Source organism: Massilia suwonensis (genome assembly GCF_042655665.1).
Classification (GTDB): Bacteria; Pseudomonadota; Gammaproteobacteria; order Burkholderiales; family Burkholderiaceae_D; genus Telluria; species Telluria suwonensis.
On sequence record NZ_JBHSMR010000013.1, the window covers coordinates 1,992,150 to 2,010,959 of the forward strand.

16 protein-coding genes are annotated in these 18,810 nt (G+C 65.1%); 10 read left to right on the plus strand and 6 right to left on the minus strand.

Annotated elements, in window-relative coordinates; genetic code table 11:
- Positions 1–26: 26 nt before the first annotated feature.
- The 4 genes from ACFPQ5_RS17100 to crtB are packed head-to-tail and all read left to right on the plus strand — an operon-like array spanning position 27 to position 4,953.
- Positions 27–1,319 (plus strand): glycosyltransferase, encoded by a 1,293-nt coding sequence (locus ACFPQ5_RS17100; protein WP_379758285.1) that lies wholly within the window; start codon positions 27–29, stop codon positions 1,317–1,319.
- Positions 1,312–2,514, plus strand: a complete 1,203-nt coding sequence (gene crtY, locus ACFPQ5_RS17105; protein WP_379758288.1) for a lycopene beta-cyclase CrtY — start codon at positions 1,312–1,314, stop codon at positions 2,512–2,514. The genes ACFPQ5_RS17100 and crtY overlap by 8 nt, the downstream gene beginning before the upstream one ends.
- Positions 2,501–3,988 (plus strand): phytoene desaturase, encoded by a 1,488-nt coding sequence (locus ACFPQ5_RS17110; RefSeq protein ID WP_379758291.1) that lies wholly within the window; start codon positions 2,501–2,503, stop codon positions 3,986–3,988. The genes crtY and ACFPQ5_RS17110 overlap by 14 nt, the downstream gene beginning before the upstream one ends.
- Positions 3,985–4,953 carry a 15-cis-phytoene synthase CrtB gene (gene crtB / locus ACFPQ5_RS17115; RefSeq protein ID WP_379758294.1) on the plus strand — a complete coding sequence of 323 codons (969 nt, stop codon included), beginning with the start codon at positions 3,985–3,987 and terminating at the stop codon, positions 4,951–4,953. The genes ACFPQ5_RS17110 and crtB overlap by 4 nt, the downstream gene beginning before the upstream one ends.
- Here the strand turns inward: crtB and ACFPQ5_RS17120 are convergent.
- Entirely contained in the window at positions 4,868–5,383 is a 516-nt protein-coding gene (locus ACFPQ5_RS17120) for a sterol desaturase family protein (RefSeq protein WP_379758297.1), read from the minus strand. The two genes, crtB and ACFPQ5_RS17120, sit on opposite strands and share 86 nt — an antisense overlap.
- A gap of 82 nt (positions 5,384–5,465) precedes the next feature.
- Between ACFPQ5_RS17120 and ACFPQ5_RS17125 the strand changes: the two genes are divergently transcribed.
- Positions 5,466–5,891 (plus strand): DUF2141 domain-containing protein, encoded by a 426-nt coding sequence (locus ACFPQ5_RS17125; RefSeq protein WP_379758300.1) that lies wholly within the window; start codon positions 5,466–5,468, stop codon positions 5,889–5,891.
- 3 nt (positions 5,892–5,894) lie between these two features.
- Here ACFPQ5_RS17125 and ACFPQ5_RS17130 read toward each other — a convergent pair whose 3' ends face one another.
- The 4 genes from ACFPQ5_RS17130 to aceE all read right to left on the minus strand — a co-directional run bounded on the left by ACFPQ5_RS17130 (position 5,895) and on the right by aceE (position 12,553).
- A complete protein-coding gene (locus tag ACFPQ5_RS17130) occupies positions 5,895–6,236 on the minus strand; it encodes a hypothetical protein (protein WP_379758303.1) in 342 nt (113 codons plus the stop codon).
- A 334-nt stretch (positions 6,237–6,570) separates the two neighbouring features.
- Complete coding sequence (gene lpdA, locus ACFPQ5_RS17135; RefSeq protein ID WP_379758306.1) at positions 6,571–8,427, minus strand: dihydrolipoyl dehydrogenase; 1,857 nt, start codon at positions 8,425–8,427, stop codon at positions 6,571–6,573.
- Between the two features lie 12 nt (positions 8,428–8,439).
- Complete coding sequence (gene aceF / locus ACFPQ5_RS17140; protein WP_379758309.1) at positions 8,440–9,783, minus strand: dihydrolipoyllysine-residue acetyltransferase; 1,344 nt, start codon at positions 9,781–9,783, stop codon at positions 8,440–8,442.
- 76 nt (positions 9,784–9,859) lie between these two features.
- Positions 9,860–12,553 carry a pyruvate dehydrogenase (acetyl-transferring), homodimeric type gene (aceE, locus tag ACFPQ5_RS17145; protein ID WP_379758312.1) on the minus strand — a complete coding sequence of 898 codons (2,694 nt, stop codon included), beginning with the start codon at positions 12,551–12,553 and terminating at the stop codon, positions 9,860–9,862.
- A 448-nt stretch (positions 12,554–13,001) separates the two neighbouring features.
- Between aceE and folD the strand changes: the two genes are divergently transcribed.
- The 5 genes from folD (at position 13,002) to ACFPQ5_RS17170 (ending at position 18,358) form a co-directional block, all read left to right on the plus strand.
- A complete protein-coding gene (gene folD / locus ACFPQ5_RS17150; RefSeq protein WP_379758315.1) occupies positions 13,002–13,910 on the plus strand; it encodes a bifunctional methylenetetrahydrofolate dehydrogenase/methenyltetrahydrofolate cyclohydrolase FolD in 909 nt (302 codons plus the stop codon).
- 32 nt (positions 13,911–13,942) lie between these two features.
- Complete coding sequence (locus ACFPQ5_RS17155; RefSeq protein WP_379758318.1) at positions 13,943–16,027, plus strand: M3 family metallopeptidase; 2,085 nt, start codon at positions 13,943–13,945, stop codon at positions 16,025–16,027.
- A 92-nt stretch (positions 16,028–16,119) separates the two neighbouring features.
- Entirely contained in the window at positions 16,120–16,545 is a 426-nt protein-coding gene (locus ACFPQ5_RS17160; RefSeq protein ID WP_379758321.1) for a DNA polymerase III subunit chi, read from the plus strand.
- Complete coding sequence (locus tag ACFPQ5_RS17165; RefSeq protein WP_379758324.1) at positions 16,542–16,901, plus strand: hypothetical protein; 360 nt, start codon at positions 16,542–16,544, stop codon at positions 16,899–16,901. Before ACFPQ5_RS17160 ends, ACFPQ5_RS17165 begins: the two co-directional genes overlap by 4 nt.
- Before the next feature lie 326 nt (positions 16,902–17,227).
- Positions 17,228–18,358 (plus strand): branched-chain amino acid ABC transporter substrate-binding protein, encoded by a 1,131-nt coding sequence (locus tag ACFPQ5_RS17170; protein ID WP_379758327.1) that lies wholly within the window; start codon positions 17,228–17,230, stop codon positions 18,356–18,358.
- Positions 18,359–18,435: 77 nt separating this feature from the next.
- Here the strand turns inward: ACFPQ5_RS17170 and ACFPQ5_RS17175 are convergent, their stop codons facing one another.
- Positions 18,436–18,744, minus strand: coding sequence for a c-type cytochrome (locus ACFPQ5_RS17175; RefSeq protein ID WP_379758330.1), 309 nt, complete (start codon positions 18,742–18,744; stop codon positions 18,436–18,438).
- Positions 18,745–18,810 lie beyond the last annotated feature (66 nt).

Genomic DNA, 18,810 nt, shown 5'->3' on the forward strand with positions numbered 1-18,810 from the left:
CGCTCGCCGCTAGCCGAGGACAAGGCATGGCCCATTTCGGCGTGGTCGCCCCGGCCTTCTACAGCCATGTCAGCGCCCTGTCGGCGCTGGCGCTGGCATTGGTCGAGCGCGGCCACCGCGTGAGCTTCATTCAGCGTCCTGACGCGCGCGCCTATTTAAAGGACGCACGCCTCGGTTTCCACGCCGTCGGCAGCGACAGCCATCCGCCGGGATCGCTGACGCAGTCGCTGCGGCGCGCCGCCAATCCGGGCAGCCCGCTCGGGCTGCGCCGCGTCATCCAGGACATGGCCGACACCACCACCATGCTGTGCCGCGAACTGCCGGCCGCCATCGAAACGCTGCGGATCGACGCGCTGCTCGCCGACCAGATGGAAGCGGCCGGCGGCCTGGTCGCCGAGTCGCTCGGCCTGCCCTTCGTCTCGGTCGCCTGCGCGCTGCCGGTGAACCGCGAACCCGGCGTGCCGCTGCCGGTCATGCCTTTCGACTGGAGCGCCAGCGAGCGCTCCCTGCACATGTTCCAGGGCAGTACCCGCGTCTACGACTGGATGATGACGCCGCACCGGCGCGCCATCGAAACCGCCTCGCGCGCCCTCGGCATTCCTCTGCGCGGCGCCCTGCACGACTGCCTGTCGCCGCTGGCGCAGATCGGCCAGACGGTGGCCGCCTTCGAGTTTCCGCGCAAGGCGCTGCCTGCGCACTTTACTCACGTCGGTCCGCTGCGCGCGGCGTCGCTCCGTACGCCGGCTCGGACAGACGCGCTGCCGGAGATCGCTTCGGACCGGCCTTTCATCTTCGCCTCACTTGGCACCCTGCAGGGCCATCGCTTCGATATCTTCAAGCGCGTCGCCAAAGCCTGCCGCCGGCTCGACGCCCAGCTGCTGCTGGCCCACTGCGGCGGCCTCGATGCGCGCCAGGCCGCCGCGCTGGAAGACCTGGGCGCGACCTGGGTCTGCGCCTTCGCACCCCAGGAAGCCGCGCTGGCCCGGGCCGATGCCGTCGTCTCGCACGGGGGCCTGAATACGGTGATGGATGCGGTTGCCGCCGACACGCCGATCCTGGCGCTGCCGATCGCTTTCGACCAGCCGGGCGTGGCGGCGCGCATCCGCCATGCGGGCATCGGCCTGTCCGCCTCGCCGCGCTTCACGGGCACAGGCGGCATCGAGCGCCGCCTGCGCCGCCTGCTCGACGAACCGGATTTTGCCCGCCGCTGCGCGCCGCTGGCCGAGAGCGTCCGGCAGGCAGGCGGCAGCGAGCGCGCGGCGGACATCGTCGAAGCCGCGTTCGGCATCCACATACGCGGCGCGGTGCAGCATGGATAAGCTGCCAGGCATGGTCGACCTGATCCTGGTCGGCGGCGGCCTCGCCAACGGCCTGATCGCCTGGCGCCTGCGCAGCACGCGTCCGGAGCTGAACATCCTGCTGCTGGAAGCCGGAGAGAGCATCGGCGGCAACCACACCTGGTCCTTCCACGACGGCGACCTCGACCTCGAGCAGCGCATCTGGATGGCGCCGCTGGTCGGGCACCGCTGGCCGCAATACCAGGTCGTGTTTCCGGGCCATGCGCGCACGCTCGACAGCGGCTACGCGAGCATTACGTCCGACGATTTCGCCCGCGTGATCGAAGCGGCGCTCGGCCCCGCCCTGCGCACCGGCGTGCGCGTCGATACCGTCAACCCGACCAGCGTGCGCCTGGAAAACGGCGAAACCCTCTACGCGCGCGCCGTCATCGACGGCCGCGGCCCGCGCCCGAGCAACCGCCTCGCGCTCGGCTACCAGACCTTCCTCGGCCAGGAAGTGAGACTGGCTGTCCCACATAATCTGACCGCGCCGGTGATCATGGACGCCAGCGTCGAGCAGCAAGGCGGCTACCGCTTCGTTTACCTGCTGCCCTTCGGCCCCGACCGCGTGCTGATCGAGGACACCCATTACGTCGATACCGGCGTCTGGGAACCGGAACGCCTGCGCGCCAACATCGCCGCCTATGCGCGCATGCGCGGCTGGGACATCGTCGAAGTACTGCGCGAAGAACACGGCTCGCTGCCGATCGTGCTAGCCGGCGACATCGAGCGCTTCTGGCAGGACCTGGGAGGCCAGCCCGCCTCCGGCCTGCGCGCCGGCCTGTTCCACGCCACCACCGGCTACTCTCTGCCGCACGCGGTGCGCCTGGCCGAACGCATCGCCGCCCTGCCCGCGCTGAACGCGCCCCTCCTGTTCGCCGCCATCCGCGAGGAAGCGCAGCGCGAATGGCGCGATCAAGGTTTCTTCCGGCTGCTGAACCGCATGCTCTTCATGGCAGCCGCCCCCGACCAGCGCTGGCGCGTCATGGAGCGCTTCTACCGCCTGCCGGCGCCGCTGATCGCGCGCTTCTATGCCGCGCGCCTGCACGCGCTCGACAAGGCGCGCATCCTCAGCGGCAAGCCGCCCGTGCCCGTGGGCGCGGCCATGCGCGCCGCCTTTTCCAATCCCTTACGCACCAACACCGTCAGATCAGGAATCCAGAATGAATCAAGCTAAAACGGCCGTGGTGATCGGCGCCGGCTTCGGCGGCCTGGCCCTGGCCATTCGCCTGCAGGCCGGCGGCACGCAAACGACGCTGCTGGAAAAGCGCGACAAGCCGGGCGGCCGCGCCTACGTCTACGAAGACCAGGGTTTTGTGTTCGACGCCGGTCCGACCGTCATCACCGATCCCTCCTGCATCGAGGAGCTGTTTGCGCTCGCCGGCAAGCGTATCGAGGATTACGTCGAGATGCTGCCGGTGTCGCCCTTCTACCGCCTGTGCTGGGAAGACGGCCGCCATTTCGACTATGCGAACGACCAGGAGGCGCTCGACCGCCAGATCCACGACTTCAATCCGGCGGACGTGGCCGGCTACCAGCGCTTCCTCGCCTATTCGAAGGCCGTGTTCGAGGAGGGTTACATCAAGCTCGGCACCGTGCCTTTCCTGTCCTTCCGCGACATGATCGCGGCCGGGCCGCAACTGGCCAAACTCCAGGCCTGGCGCAGCGTTTATGGCATGGTCTCGCGCTTCGTGCAGGACGAACACCTGCGCCAAGCCTTTTCCTTCCACTCGCTGCTGGTGGGCGGCAATCCGTTCGCCACGTCCTCGATCTACACGCTGATCCACGCACTGGAGCGGCGCTGGGGCGTCTGGTTCCCGCGCGGCGGCACTGGCGCATTGGTGAAAGGACTGGTGCGCCTGTTCCAGGACATCGGCGGACGCATCGAGCTGAATGCCGAGGTGGCGCAGATCGAAACGCGGGCCGAGCGTGCCAGCGGCGTGCGCCTGGAAGACGGCCGTTTCTTCGCAGCCGATTCCGTGGCCTCCAATGCGGATGTGGTGCACACCTATGCAAACCTGCTGAATCAGCATCCGCGCGGCGCGAGCGAAGCGGCCAGCCTGCGCAAGAAGCGCTTCAGCAATTCGCTGTTCGTCATCTACTTCGGCCTGGACCACCACCACAGCCAGCTGCAGCACCATACGGTCTGCTTCGGCCCGCGCTACCGCGGCCTGATCGACGACATTTTCAAGGGGCCCGCCCTCGCCGACGACTTTTCGCTCTACCTGCACGCGCCCTGCGTCACCGACCCGTCGCTGGCGCCGCCGGGCTGCGGCAGCCATTACGTGCTGGCGCCGGTGCCGCACCTGGGCAATGCCGACATCGACTGGGAAGTCGAAGGGCCGCTCTACCGCGACCGCATCTTCGCCTACCTCGAGCAGCGCTACATGCCGGGCCTGCGCAGCCAGCTCGTCACCAGCCGCATTTTCACGCCCTTCGATTTCCGCGACCAGTTGAATGCCCACGTCGGCTCGGCCTTTTCGCTGGAACCGGTGCTTACGCAAAGCGCCTGGTTCCGTCCGCACAACCGCGACAGCGCGCTGGCGAACCTGTACCTGGTCGGCGCCGGCACCCATCCGGGCGCGGGCGTGCCGGGCGTGATCGGCTCGGCCAAGGCGACGGCCGGCCTGATGCTGGGAGAACCCGCATGAGCGAAGCCCTTCTCGACCACGCAACGGAGACCATCAAGGTCGGCTCGAAGAGTTTCGCGGCTGCCGCCAAGCTGTTCGACGCCCCCACGCGGCGCAGCGTGCTGATGCTCTACGCCTGGTGCCGCCATTGCGACGACGTGGTCGACGGCCAGGAGCTCGGCTTCGGCGCCGCCGCCCCAGTCCACGATCCGCACGCCGAGCTGGCCCGTCTCCACGACCAGACCCGCCGCGCCTACGCCGGCGAGGCAATGGCCGACCCTGCCTTTGCCGCCTTCCAGGAAGTCGCGCTACGCTGCGCCATCGCCCCGCGCTACGCCTACGACCACCTGGCCGGCTTCGGTATGGACGTCGACGGGGTGCACTACGAAACCATCGAGGACACGCTGCGCTACTGCTACCACGTGGCCGGCGTGGTCGGCCTGATGATGGCGCAGATCATGGGCGCGCAGGACGAGGCGGTGCTGGAGCGCGCCTGCGACCTGGGCCTGGCCTTCCAGCTGACGAACATCGCGCGCGACATCGTCGACGATGCCGCGATCGGGCGCTATTATTTGCCGGCGCAGTGGCTGCGCGAAGCGGGCATTCCGCCTGAAGAGCTGGCGCTGCCGCGCCATCGGGTAGCGCTGGCGAAAGTCGCGGCGCGCCTGGTCGATCACGCTGAACCGTATTACGACTCGGCGCTCGACGGCATTGCCGCCCTGCCCCTACGTTCGGCCTGGGCGATCGCCACGGCGCGCCTGGTTTATCGCCAGATCGGGATCAAGGTCAAGGCGCGCGGCCCGTCCGCCTGGGACGAGCGCGTCGGCACCTCGAAGGCGACCAAGCTGATGCTGCTGGCGCGGGCCGGCATCGACGCGCTGCTGTCGCGCCTGCGCCCGCTCAGGCCGCGTCCTGGCGGTCTGTGGCGGCGTCCCGGGATGGACGCCGCGGTGCCCCGCCATGCAGGGCTTGCAGCTGGCGCTTGAGGGTGGCGACGGGCGGCGCGTACAGGAAGCCGAAGGAGACCGCCCCATCCTTGCCCTCGACCGCATGGTGCATGCGGTGCGCCTGGTAGAGCCGCTTGGCGTAGCCGCTGCGCGGCGTGTACTTGAAAGGCCAGCGCTGGTGCACCAGGCCGTCGTGGGCGACGAAATACAGGAAACCGTAGGCCGTCATGCCGGCGCCGATCCATTGCAGCGGCCAGGCGCCCTCGGTGCCGAACCAGATCAGGGCGATGGCGACGCCGGCGAAGACGACGGCATATAAATCGTTCTTCTCGAACCAGCCCGCGCGGGGTTCGTGGTGCGAGCGATGCCAGCCCCAGCCGAAGCCGTGCATGATGTACTTGTGCGCCACGATGGAGAAGAGTTCCATGAAGACGACCGTGGCCACGACGATGAGGGTATTGAGCAGCATGGATGCAGCCTACCATAGGGCGCCTGCGCGCACCGCAGCCTGCGTGCTGCCTGCCGCATCAAAACCGGAACAAGGAGATTGAATGACTAAGCTGTACCGCGAGCTGTCCCGCCTCATCCTGTCCACTGCCCTCTCGCTGGCAGCCGGCTCCGCCCTGGCCGCCACCGTCGAGGTGCGCGTAACGGGCGTCACGGCCAAGGGAAAGGTGAACGTCGCCGTCTGCGACAAGGCGCGCTTCCTCAAGCAATGCGCCTACAGCGCCTCAGTGCCGGCCCAGGCCGGGGAAACGACGGTGCTTGTGAAGGACGTGCCGCCCGGCACCTGGGCCGTGCTGGCCTACCAGGATGAAAACGGCAACAATGAGCTCGACCGTAACCTGATCGGCATCCCGAGCGAGAACTACGGCTTCAGCCGCGATGCGCGCGGCAAGTTCGGGCCGCCGAGCTTCGAGGACGCTGCCATCGAGGTCGGAGAGGCACCGGCAACGGCGACCGTGCGGCTGCGCTGAAACTCAGGCGGTAACCGACGCGTCCTGCTGCGCCGGATGCACGCCATTGTCGAGCACCCGCATCAGGAAATGCACCTTGCGCGGCGCGCGGTGCCGCTCATGGATATCGCGCGTCAGGATCTCGACGCGGCGCGGGTGCGCAGCCAGGTGGCGCACGTCGATGTGCTCGCCGGCCGCATCGTTACCCGCGAACTGCGCCGCCAGGTGCTGCGCCACGGTCCCGGTCAGCGTGACCGGAAGGCCGTGCAGCGTCGTGTTGAACTCGAAGGCCCGCGAGGCGGGCAGGACGAACAGCGTCCCGACATATTCAGTGCCATGCTCTTCCATGTCGCTCTCCTGTGACACGCATTGTGCCTGTCCATCATAGCGCGGCTGCAGGTGCATGGCATGAAAATTCGTTGATGCCGATGCTCGGCAGCATGTAGGGTGGGCGCTCCGCGCCCACGCGGTACGGGCGCCTCCATTAATCCGAAGCATGGGAATATCGCCCGCAACATGTTCGACAGCGGTATCGACACAATCGACGATGCGAGCGACGCGTCGCGGCAATAGGCAAAAGGAAACGCCCGTACCGCGTGGGCGCGGGAGCGCCCACCCTACGTCGTGAACGAAACAACGTTACTGCGAACAAAAAAAACGGGACCTCGCGGTCCCGTTTCGTTTGCAGCTATGCCGATGCTCAGCGCTTGCGTGCCGGCGGCAAGTCGGTGCAGACGCCCTTGTAGACTTCCGCCGCCATGCCGATCGATTCGCCCAGCGTCGGGTGCGGGTGGATCGTCTTGCCGATGTCGACGCCGTCGGCGCCCATCTCGATGGCGAGCGCGATCTCGCCGATCATGTCGCCGGCGTTCGTGCCGACGATGGTGCCGCCGATGATGCGGTGGGTTTCGGCGTCGAACAGCAGCTTGGTGAAGCCTTCGTCGCGGCCGTTGGCGACGGCGCGGCCGCTGGCGTTCCACGGGAAATGGCCCTTCTCGACCTTGATGCCCTTCTGCTTGGCTTCGTCTTCCGTGATGCCGGCCCATGCCACTTCCGGATCGGTGTAGGCCACAGACGGAATGACTTTCGCATCGAAGTAGGCCTTCTCGCCGTGCGCGGCTTCCGCTGCGACGTGGGCTTCGTGCACCGCTTTATGCGCCAGCATCGGCTGGCCGACCAGGTCGCCGATGGCGAAGATGTGCGGCACGTTGGTGCGCATCTGGCCGTCCACGCCGATGAAGCCGCGGTCGGTCACCGCCACGCCGGCCTTCTCGGCGGCGATCTTCTTGCCGTTCGGGCTGCGGCCGACGGCCACCAGCACCAGGTCGTACAACTGCGGTTCCGGTGCCGCCACGCCTGCCTCGGCCGATTCGAAGGTCACCTTGATGCCTTCAGGGAGGGCTTCCACGCCGACGGTCTTCGTCTTCAGCATGATGTTGTCGAAGCGGTGCGCGTTGTACTTCTGCCAGACCTTGACGGCCTCGCGGTCGGCGCCCTGCATCAGGCCATCCATCATCTCGACGACGTCGATGCGCGCGCCGAGGGTCGAGTAGACGGTTGCCATTTCCAGGCCGATGATGCCGCCGCCGATGACCAGCATCTTCTTCGGCACCTGGCGCAGTTCCAGCGCGCCGGTCGAATCGACGATGCGCGGATCTTCCGGCACGAAGGGTAGCTTCACGACGCTCGAGCCTGCGGCGATGATCGCTTTCGCGAACTTCACCACTTTCTTGGCGCCGTCCGGGCCGGTGACTTCGATGTGGTTCGGGCTGAGGAACTGGCCCACGCCCTGCACCACGTTGACCTTGCGCGCCTTGGCCATGAAGGCCAGGCCGCCGGTCATCTTCTTGATGACGCCGTCCTTGTAGCCGCGCAGCTTGTCGATGTCGATTTCCGGCTTGGCGAAGGTGACGCCGTTGGCGCTCATGTGCGCCGTCTCGTCGATGATGTGCGCCATGTGCAGCAGCGCCTTCGACGGGATGCAGCCCACGTTCAGGCAGACGCCGCCCAGGGTCGCGTACTTCTCGACCAGCACCGTGTTCATGCCGAGGTCGGCGGCGCGGAAGGCGGCCGAGTAGCCGCCAGGGCCGGCGCCCAGCACCATCATTTCGCATTCGACGTCGACCTGGCCGGTGTAGCTGGACGCCACAGGCGCAGGCACCGCATTCGGCGCGGCCGCGTCGGCTTTGTGGGCCGGCGCGTAGGAGTCGGTCGGACCTGCAGCGGCGGTCGGCGCCACGGCCTGCGCACCGATCTGCGCGGCAGGAGCAGCCGAAGGTGCAGCGGCAGGAGCAGCGGCGGCAGGAGCCGAAGCGCCGGCGCCTTCTTCCAGCATCAGCAGCAGCGAACCTTCGTTCACCTTGTCGCCGACCTTGACCTTCAGTTCCTGCACGACGCCGGCGTGGGTCGATGGAATCTCCATCGAGGCCTTGTCCGATTCCACGGTGACCAGCGACTGGTCGACCTTGATCGTGTCGCCCGGCTTGACCATCAGCTCGATGATCTCGACGTCCTTGAAATCGCCGATGTTCGGGACTTTTACTTCAACAGTACTCATGCTCGGCGCTCCTTACAGAAGGGTCTTGCGCAGGTCGGCCAGCACTTCGGCCAGGTAGGCGGCGAAGCGTGCGGCGCCGGCGCCATCGATCACGCGGTGGTCGTAGGACAGCGACAGCGGCAGCATCAGGCGCGGCTGGAAGGCCGAACCGTCCCACACCGGCTTCATGGCCGACTTCGACAGGCCGAGGATCGCCAGTTCCGGCGCATTGATGATCGGCGTGAAGGCCGTACCGCCGATACCGCCGAGCGACGAGATGGTGAAGGTCGCGCCCTGCATGTTGGCCGGCGAAAGCTTGCCTTCGCGCGCCTGCGCGGACAGCTCGCCCATTTCGGTGGCGATCTGCGACACGGTCTTCTTGTCCGCATCCTTCACGACCGGGACCACCAGGCCGTTCGGGGTGTCGGCCGCGAAGCCGATGTTGTAGTACTGCTTGAGGATCAGGTTCGCACCGTCTTCGCTCAGCGAGGCGTTAAATTGCGGGAACTTCTTCAGTGCGGCGACCGATGCCTTGATCACGAAAGCCAGCATGGTCAGCTTCACGGCGGACTTCTGCTTGGCCAGCGCGGCGTTCGAATCAACGCGGAACTGTTCCAGGTCCGTCACGTCCGCTTCGTCGAAGGTCGTCACGTGCGGGATCATGACCCAGTTGCGGTGCAGGTTCGGACCGCTGATCTTCTTGATGCGCGACAGCGGCAGCAGTTCGGTCGGACCGAACTTCGAGAAGTCGAGCGACGGCCATGGCAGCAGGTCCAGGCCGACGCCGGAGCCGCCCTTGGCTGGTGCTGCGGCGGTCGGGCCGGCGGCCATCACGCCCTTGACGAAGTTCTGCACGTCCTGCTGGGTGATGCGGTTCTTCGGACCGGTGCCCGGCACGCGCGACAGGTCGACGCCGAGTTCGCGTGCGAACTTGCGGATCGATGGCGATGCGTGGGCCTTGCTTGCATCGCCGGCTGGTGCGGCGGCAGGTGCCGGAGCAGCGGCAGGAGCCGGTGCAGGGGCTGGCGCGGCAGCAGGTGCAGGCTGCGCTGGGGCCGCAGCGGCAGGTGCCGGTGCAGCAGGTGCAGGTGCAGGTGCAGCTTCCGCGGCCGGTGCCGGCGCAGCAGCGGCGCCGCCTTCGGCTTCTTCCAACATCAGCACGAGCGAACCTTCGGCCACCTTGTCGCCGACCTTCACTTTCAATTCCTTGACCACGCCCGCATGGCTGGACGGGATCTCCATGCTCGCCTTGTCCGATTCGACGGTCACGAGCGACTGGTCGACCTTGATCGTATCGCCGACTTTGACCATCAGTTCGATGACTTCGACTTCCTTGAAGTCGCCGATGTCCGGGACTTTGACTTCCACAATGCTCATCGTATTAGCTCCGTTATTTTTGATATGGCTGTACTCACATGCGCCAGCTACGAAGGCTGGCGCACACCATGAGCATTTACTGGGTCACAGGATTCGGCTTGTTCGCATCGATGCCGTACTTGGCGATCGCCTGGGCCACGATCGAACGATCGATCTTGCCTTCGTCGGCCAGCGAGCGCAGCGCGGCAACCGTGATGTAGTAACGGTTCACTTCGAAGAACTCGCGCAGCTTGACGCGCGAATCCGAGCGGCCGAAGCCGTCGGTGCCCAGCACCTTATAAGTGCGGTCCTTCGGCATGTAGGCGCGGATCTGCTCGGCGAACATGCGCATGTAGTCGGTGGTCGCCACGATCGGGCCGGTCGTGTCCTGCATCAGCGAGGTCACGTAAGGCACGCGCTGTTCGGCGTCCGGGTTGACCATGTTCCAGCGCTCGCAATCCTGGCCGTCACGGGCCAGCAGCGTCAGCGACGGTGCGGACCAGACGTCGGCGGCGACGCCCCAGTCAGCCAACAAGAGTTCGGCGGCGAAGATCGATTCGCGCAGGATGGTGCCGCAGCCGATCAGCTGGACGCGGTTCTCCGTTTCGCCACCCTTCTTGAGCAGGTACATGCCCTTCAGGATGCCCTCTTCGGTGCCGGCGGTCAGGCCTGGCTGCTCGTAGTTCTCGTTCATGATGGTGATGTAGTAGAACACGTCTTCCTGTTCTTCCACCATGCGGCGCAGGCCGTCACGGATGATCACCGCCACTTCGTGGCCGAAAGTCGGGTCGTACGGCAGGCAGTTCGGGACCGTCGCCGCGATGATGTGGCTATGGCCGTCCTCGTGCTGCAGGCCTTCGCCGTTCAGCGTCGTGCGGCCGGCGGTGCCGCCCATCAGGAAGCCGCGCGCACGGATGTCGCCCGCCAGCCAAACGAGGTCGCCCACGCGCTGCATGCCGAACATCGAGTAGAAGGTGTAGAACGGGATCATCGTGCGGTTGTTCGACGAGTAGGACGTCGCCGCGGCGATCCACGAGCTCATGCCGCCCGCTTCGTTGATACCCTCTTGCAGGATCTGGCCTGCCTTGTCTTCGCGGTAGTACATGACCTGGTCTTTGTCGACCGGCTCGTACAACTGGCCCTGCTGGTTGAAGATGCCGATCTGGCGGAACAGGCCTTCCATGCCGAAGGTACGCGATTCGTCGACCAGGATCGGGACGATGCGCTGGCCCAGGCTCGGGTCCTTCAGCAGGCTCGTGATGACACGGACGTAGGACTGCGTGGTCGAGATTTCGCGGCCAGGCGCGGTCGGCTCGAGCACGGCCTTGAACGATTCGAGCGGCGGCACGACCAGCTGTTCGTCGGCCTTCTGGCGGCGCTGCGGCAGGTAGCCGCCGAGGGCCGCGCGGCGCTCGTGCAGGTACTTCATTTCAGGCGCGTCGTCGGACGGCTTGAAGAACGGGATCTCGGCCAGCTTGTCGTCCGGGATCGGAATGTTGAAGCGGTCGCGCATTTCGCGGATCGCTTCATCATCGAGCTTCTTGGTCTGGTGCGCGGTGTTGCGCGCCTCGCCCGACTTGCCCATGCCGAAGCCCTTGACCGTTTTGACCAGCAGGACGGTCGGCGAACCCTTGTTCTCCTGCGCGTTCTTGAAGGCCGCGTAGATCTTGTGCGGATCGTGGCCGCCGCGGGTCAGGCGCCAGATGTCGTCGTCGCTCATGTTGGCGACCATCTTCAGCAGCTCAGGGTGCTTGCCGAAGAAGTGCTTGCGCACGTAGGCGCCATCCTTGGCCTTGTAGTTCTGGTATTCGCCGTCGACGGTTTCCATCATCACGCGCTGCAGGATGCCGTCCTTGTCTTTTGAGAGCAGTGCGTCCCACTGCGAGCCCCAGATGACCTTGACGACGTTCCAGCCGGCGCCGCGGAAGTCCGCTTCGAGTTCCTGGATGATCTTGCCGTTGCCGCGCACCGGACCGTCCAGGCGCTGCAGGTTGCAGTTGACGACCATGACCAGGTTGTCGAGCTGCTCGCGCGCGGCCATGCCGATCGCGCCCATCGATTCCGGCTCGTCCATCTCGCCGTCGCCGCAGAAGACCCAGACCTTGCGGTTGGCCGTATCGGCGATGCCGCGGGCGTGCAGGTACTTCAGGAAGCGCGCCTGGTAGATCGCCATCAGCGGGCCCAGGCCCATCGAGACGGTCGGGAACTGCCAGAAGTCCGGCATCAGTTTCGGGTGCGGGTACGAGGACAGGCCCTTGCCGTCGACTTCGCGGCGGAAGTTCAGCATCTGCTCTTCGCTGATGCGGCCTTCCAGGTAGGCGCGGGCGTAGATGCCCGGCGAGCTGTGGCCCTGGATGTACAGCAGGTCGCCGCCGTGGCCGTCGCTTGGCGCTTTCCAGAAGTGGTTGAAGCCGATGCCCAGCATGTTGGCCAGCGAGGCGAAGGACGAGATGTGGCCGCCCAGGTCGCCGTCGGCGCGGTTGGCCTTGACCACCATCGCCATCGCGTTCCAGCGCATCCACGAGCGCAGGCGCTCTTCGTATTCGAGATTGCCCGGGCAATTGACGTTCAGGTGCGCCGGGATGGTGTTGACGTAAGCGGTATTGCTGGAGAACGGGATGTGGGCGCCGCGGCGGCGCGCCAGGTCGACCAGGCGCTCCATCAGGTAATGGGCGCGTTCGGTGCCTTCGTTTTCGATGACCGCTTCGAGCGCGTCCAGCCACTCCTTGGTTTCGAGCGAATCGGGGTCATTGGCGGCCTGGGCCGTCAACTGATCGAGTTGAGCTGACATTGGTGCGTCTCCTTGGTTGCGTGGCCCACGTCGATCTCCAGATCGCCGGCGGCGGTTTTGATGAACATGTAATGAGAGTTAAGCCTTGCGATTCTACCAGCGGAAATGGGCTTTTTCAAATTACGATATATCATTTCATAATATGGAATTACGTATGCGGACTGCATCTAATACCGGCATCTACCGTGCCTGACATACCCGTAAGGTGGGCGGCTTGCCGCCCACGCGTTCAGCTGGCGCCTGCCCAGTCGCGCTGGGAGTTTCATACGCCCTTTGAACGCGTGGGCGGGAGACCCGCCCACCTTACGGTCCTCCGTTTATGTATCACGGGTACATATGCACCCTCATCACTACCAACTCTGTAAATATGACAACGAACCAGCCAGCGCGGCGCGCGATACCTGTGTGGGCCGTATAATTTCATCTTTGTCCAGTGATGAGCCCCACCATGCCTGCCCAACTGATCGACGGAGTCCAACTTTCCCAGCAACTGCGTGCCGAAATCGCCGAGCGCGCAGCCAAACTCACGGCCGCCGGCCAGCAACCGGGGCTCGCCGTGATCCTCGTTGGCGAAGACCCGGCCAGCCAGGTCTACGTGCGCAACAAGGTCAAGGCCTGCGGCGACGTCGGCTTTCACTCGGTCCTGGAAAAATACGATGCGGACCTGACCGAGGCCGCCCTCCTCGCTCGTATTGCCGCGCTGAACGAAGACCCGAGCATCCACGGCATCCTGGTGCAAATGCCCCTGCCGCGCCACATCAATCCGAGCAAGGTCATCGAAGCGATCGCCACCTCGAAGGACGTCGACGGCTACTCGGTACTGTCGGCCGGCGAACTGGTCGCCAACCTGCCGGGTTTCCGTCCCTGCACGCCTTACGGCTGCATGAAGCTGATCGAATCCACCGGCACCGACCTGCGCGGCAAGCACGCGGTCGTGATCGGCCGCTCCAACACGGTCGGCAAGCCGATGGCCCTGCTGCTCTTGCAAGCCAACGCCACCGTCACTATCTGTCATAGCGCGACGCCGGACCTGGGCCTGTACACGCGCCAGGCCGACGTGGTCGTGGCCGCCGTCGGCCGCCGCAACACCGTCACCGCCGACATGGTCAAACCGGGCGCGATCGTGATCGACGTCGGCATGAACCGCGACGACGCCGGCAAGCTGTGCGGCGACGTGGACTTTGCCGGCTTACGCGAAGTCGCATCGCACATCACACCGGTGCCGGGCGGCGTCGGTCCGATGACGATCACCATGCTGTTGATGAATACCGTCGAGTCCGCTGAACGCGTGCTCGGCAAGCGCCAGGAAGTGCTCAACCAGGCGACGGGAATGGATCCGAAACCCGGGGTTGCGTAACCCTTCGCATAAACACTTTTGGAAGGAACACCATGAGCATTGATACCAGCAATCCCCTGCTCGATTTCTCGGGCCTGCCACGCTTCGATTCGTTCCGTCCGGAACATGTCACGCCGGCCATCGAGCAACTGATCAAGGAAGCCACCGAGGTTGTGGCCAGGCTCGAAGCGCCGAGCGACAACGTAACCTGGGACAATTTCGTGGTGCCGCTCGAGGAAGCGACCGAGCGTCTCGGCCGCGCCTGGGGCATCGTCAACCACCTGAACCACGTGGCCGACACGCCGGAACTGCGTGCCACCTACAACGAGAACCAGCCCAAGGTCACCGAGTTCTGGACCACCCTCGGCCAGAACGAAGTCCTGTTCGACAAGTACAAGGCCATCCGCGCGAGCGCCGGGTACGACAGCCTGAGCCCGGCCCGCAAGCGCATCGTCGAGAACGCCCTGCGCGACTTCCGCCTGGGCGGCGCCGAATTGCCGGCCGAGAAAAAGGAACGCTTCGGCGCGATCCAGGAACAGCACGCGGCGATCTCGACGCGCTTCTCGGAAAACGTGCTCGACGCGACCAACGACTACAAGCTGCTCATCGACAACGAAGCGGAACTCGCAGGCCTGCCCGAGGACGCCAAGGCTGCAGCCAAAGCCGCGGCGGAAGCGGCCGGCAAGAGCGGCTACCAGTTCACCCTGCACTTCCCGTCTTACTTCCCGGTCCTGCAATTCGCCGACAACCGCCAGCTGCGCGAGACGATTTATCGCGCCAGCGCCACGAAGGCCTCGGACATGGGGGCCGTGTTCAGCGAACTGGAGAAATGGGACAACAGCTCGAACATCGCCCAGCTCCTGAAGCTGCGCGACGAGGAAGCGAAATTGCTCGACTACCGCAACTTCGCCGAAGTCTCGCTGGTGCCGAAGATGGCCGAGAGCCCGGAGCACGTGATCAGCTTCCTCGAAGACCTGGCGCGCCGCGCGCGTCCGTTCGCCGAGAAGGACCTGGCCGAGCTGCGCGCTTTCGCCAAGGACGAGCTTGCTATCTCCGACATGCAGGCCTGGGACGTGGCCTACGCTTCGGAAAAGCTGCGCGAGAAACGCTATGCCTTCTCGGCGCAAGAGGTTAAAGAATATTTCCCTGAGCCGAAAGTGATCGAGGGTCTGTTCAAGGTCGTGCAATCGCTGTTCTCGGTGCAGATCAAGCCGGATACGGCCCCGGTCTGGCATCCGGACGTACGCTTCTACCGCATCGAGCGCGACGGCCAGCTGGTCGGCCAGTTCTATTTCGACCTGTACGCGCGCGCCGGCAAGGGCCAGGGCGCGTGGATGGACGACGCGCGCGGCCGCCGCATGACGACGGGCGGCATCGTGCAGACGCCGGTCGCCTATCTGACCTGCAACTTCACGCCGCCGGCAACTGTGGATGGCAAGCTCCAGCCATCGCTGTTCACGCACGACGAAGTCACCACGCTGTTCCACGAATTCGGCCACGGCCTGCACCACATGCTGACCGAAGTCGAGGAGCTGTCGGTGTCGGGCATCTCGGGCGTGGAATGGGATGCGGTCGAGCTGCCGTCTCAGTTCATGGAAAACTTCTGCTGGGAGTGGGACGTGCTGCAAGGCATGACCGCGCATTTCCGCACCGGCGAACCGCTGCCGCGCGCGCTCTACGACAAGATGTTGGCGGCTAAAAACTTCCAGTCGGGCATGCAAACCCTGCGCCAGGTGGAATTCTCGCTGATCGACATGCACCTGCACTACGACTTCGATCCGAACAGCCAGCGCAGCGTGCAGGAACTGATCGACGACGTGCGCAGCAAGTTCTCGGTGATGATTCCGCCGTCCTTCAACCGCTTCCAGCATTCCTTCGGTCACATCTTCGCCGGCGGTTATGCGGCCGGCTACTACAGCTACAAGTGGGCGGAAGTGCTGTCGGCGGACGCCTATGCCGCCTTCGAGGAAGCGATCGAGGCCGGCGGCGGCGAGCTGTCGGCGGAAACGGGCCGGCGCTTCCAGCGCGAGATCCTGGCGGTGGGCGGTTCGCGTCCGGCGCTGGAATCGTTCAAGGCTTTCCGTGGGCGAGAGCCGTCGATCGATGCCCTGCTGCGTCATAACGGCATGAACGCGTAAGCATCCGTTGACCTGCGCGCCGGCGATAAGTTCGCCGGCGCGCAGCGATCCAAACCAACCGCCGTCCGGCGCTCCGGTTTACAATCTGATCCATGACACGGATCGACTTTCACACCAATATCCCCGACAAGCTCGCCTACGCCTGCCGCCTGGCGCGCAAGGCCTACTCGTCGAAGGCCAAGATCGTCCTGCTGGCCGAGGACGCCGCCCAGGCCGCGGCCCTGAACGAAGCGCTGTGGACGCTGTCGAACATCGATTTCCTGCCGCACGTGATGGCCGGCGATCCGCTCGCACCCGAGACCCCGATCATCGTCACCGACAGCGAGGAGGCGGACTTGCCGCACCACGACATGCTGGTGAACCTCACGCGCCGCACGCCCAGCACCTTCGCCCAGTTCGCGCGCGTGTTCGAGATCATCTCCACCGACGAAAGCGACGCCGCCGCCGGGCGCCAGCGCTACGTCGCCTACAAAAAGCAGTCCTATCCGCTCACCCACTTCGTCGCAGGACAATCATGAGCCAGAATCCAGCCTTCGATAGCAGCATTCCCGTGTTGACTGAAGTTGTGCTGGAGCCGGCGGCGCCGGTTGGCCAGGCTGAGGCGGAGGCCGCGATTGCCATAGCGGAGGAGTTGGCGGAGGTAGAAGCGCCGGTTGCACCTGCGGCACTGCAGCCGCAACCGGAACCGAATTGGGATGAACTCGAAGGCCGCATCGTCGAGCGCGTTGTCGCGCAATTGCAGCCACAGATCGATGCCGTCGTGCGCAATGCGCTCGCCTCGGCCGGTGACCAGATCCACATCGGCCTCCGCCAGGCGATTGAACAGGTCGTCGCGCAACAAGTTGCTGCAATCCAGTTTGGCCAAAAAACGTAGGGTGGGCACTCCGTGCCCACGCGGTACGGACGTATCCATTTGCCACCGGCCGCGACTATTCGCCCGACATCACACGTTTCGACAACGGACATGTTGTACCGCGTGGGCACAGAGTGCCCACCCTACAACGTCCAAACCGGTGCACATCCCCTGCTTTTCGAGCGCAAACCGTGCGCGATTTCCCCCGTACGCACTCCGCATGACCACCCTCGCAATACCGCTTTCCTCCCTCTCCAAATTGTTGTACCTTTGCTCTGCTTCAACTGCAACTGGCGTCCGCCGGCGGTGAATCGGGCGCTCGTCATCCCTACCATTTTGGAGAACGTATGACCACCAAGCTCATTCCCCTCGCCGTTGCAATGCTGCTCGCTGCGAACGCCAGCGCCCAGCAGGTCGTCAAGATCGGCCACGTCGGCCCGGTCTCCGGCCCGAATTCGCACCTCGGCAAGGACAACGAGAACGCCGCGCGCATGGCGATCGACGAGCTCAACGCAAAAGGGTTTACCGTCAACGGCCAGAAGATCACCCTGCAGCTGGTGGCTGAAGATGACGCCTCCGATCCGAAGCAAGGCACGGCCGTGGCGCAGAAGCTGGTCGATGCCAAGGTCAAGGGCGTCATCGGCCACCTGAATTCGGGCACCAGCGTGCCTGCTTCAAAAATCTACAACGACGCCGGCATCCCGCAGATTTCGCCGGCCACCACCGCCACCCAGTACACCAAGCAGCGCTTCCCGGGCGCCTTCCGCGTGGTCGCGAACGACGCCAAGCTGGGCGGCACGCTGGGCAAGTATGCGGTGGACACGCTGAAGGCGAAGAACATCGCCGTCATCGACGACCGCACCACCTACGGCCAGGGCGTGGCAACCGAGTTCCTGAAAGGAGCAAAGGGCCCCGGCGTGAAAATCGTCGGCAAGGAATTCACCAGCGCCACGGCCACCGACTACACGGCCATCCTGACCTCGATCCGCGCCAAGAAGCCGGACCTGGTCTTCTTTGGCGGCATGGATTCGGTCGGCGGCCCGATGCTCAAACAAATGAAGGCGCTCGGCATCGATGCCCGCTTCATGGGCGGCGACGGCATCTGCACCGAATCGCTGGGCCGCCTGGCGGGCGACGCGGTCGGCGAAGGCAAGGTCATTTGCGCCGAAGCCGGCGGCGTGACGGGGGAGGAGGAAAAGGCGATGGCCGACTTCCGCACCCGCTTCAAGCAGAAGACCGGGGTCGACGTGCAGCTGTATGCGCCCTACGTCTACGATGCGGTGATGGTGATGGCGGCGGCCATGCAGAAGGCCAATTCGGTCGAGCCGGCCAAATACCTGCCGGAACTCAAGAAGATCAACTACAAGGGCGTGACCGGCCAGATCGCATTCGATGCGAGCGGCGACATCAACAACGGCGCGCTGACCCTGTACACCTTCAAGGGCGGCAAACGCACCAAGATGAACGTCATCCGCTAATCAGGAAAAGCACCTGCACAAACAAAAAGCGCGCCTGGCATTGCCGGCGCGCTTTTTCATTGGGACTGCCCGTCGACTTATTTGGTCGCCAGCACCCACTTCACCAGGCTGCGCGCTTCCGCTTCGCTCACCTGCGGATTGGCCGGCATCGGGACCGGGCCCCAGGCGCCGGAACCGCCTTTCATGACTTTGGCGACCAGCTTGTCTTCCGCGCCTTTTTGACCGGCATATTTGGCGGCCACATCCTTGTAGGCTGGACCGACCAGCTTGGTGCCGACGGCGTGGCAGGCCATGCAATTCTTCGCTTTCGCCAGGTCGGCTTGCGCGAAGGCGCTCGACGATGCCAGGACCGACAACACACCGAACAAGACCAAAGAACGTTTCATCTGACTCTCCATAGGTAATGCTTGCATTCTACCGTGTTTCCGTCGAGCGAAGCCCTTCGTCACACT

Coding starts and splice junctions, on each gene's coding strand:
- crtY (WP_379758288.1), top strand. CDS start 1,312: ATGGATAAGCTGCCAGGCATGGTCGACCTGATCCTGGTCGGCGGCGGC.
- ACFPQ5_RS17110 (WP_379758291.1), top strand. CDS start 2,501: ATGAATCAAGCTAAAACGGCCGTGGTGATCGGCGCCGGCTTCGGCGGC.
- aceF (WP_379758309.1), bottom strand. CDS start 9,783: ATGAGCATTGTGGAAGTCAAAGTCCCGGACATCGGCGACTTCAAGGAA.
- ACFPQ5_RS17155 (WP_379758318.1), top strand. CDS start 13,943: ATGAGCATTGATACCAGCAATCCCCTGCTCGATTTCTCGGGCCTGCCA.
- ACFPQ5_RS17170 (WP_379758327.1), top strand. CDS start 17,228: ATGACCACCAAGCTCATTCCCCTCGCCGTTGCAATGCTGCTCGCTGCG.
- folD (WP_379758315.1), top strand. CDS start 13,002: ATGCCTGCCCAACTGATCGACGGAGTCCAACTTTCCCAGCAACTGCGT.
- ACFPQ5_RS17160 (WP_379758321.1), top strand. CDS start 16,120: ATGACACGGATCGACTTTCACACCAATATCCCCGACAAGCTCGCCTAC.
- ACFPQ5_RS17120 (WP_379758297.1), bottom strand. CDS start 5,383: ATGCTGCTCAATACCCTCATCGTCGTGGCCACGGTCGTCTTCATGGAA.
- ACFPQ5_RS17125 (WP_379758300.1), top strand. CDS start 5,466: ATGACTAAGCTGTACCGCGAGCTGTCCCGCCTCATCCTGTCCACTGCC.
- ACFPQ5_RS17100 (WP_379758285.1), top strand. CDS start 27: ATGGCCCATTTCGGCGTGGTCGCCCCGGCCTTCTACAGCCATGTCAGC.
- lpdA (WP_379758306.1), bottom strand. CDS start 8,427: ATGAGTACTGTTGAAGTAAAAGTCCCGAACATCGGCGATTTCAAGGAC.
- ACFPQ5_RS17175 (WP_379758330.1), bottom strand. CDS start 18,744: ATGAAACGTTCTTTGGTCTTGTTCGGTGTGTTGTCGGTCCTGGCATCG.
- ACFPQ5_RS17165 (WP_379758324.1), top strand. CDS start 16,542: ATGAGCCAGAATCCAGCCTTCGATAGCAGCATTCCCGTGTTGACTGAA.
- aceE (WP_379758312.1), bottom strand. CDS start 12,553: ATGTCAGCTCAACTCGATCAGTTGACGGCCCAGGCCGCCAATGACCCC.
- crtB (WP_379758294.1), top strand. CDS start 3,985: ATGAGCGAAGCCCTTCTCGACCACGCAACGGAGACCATCAAGGTCGGC.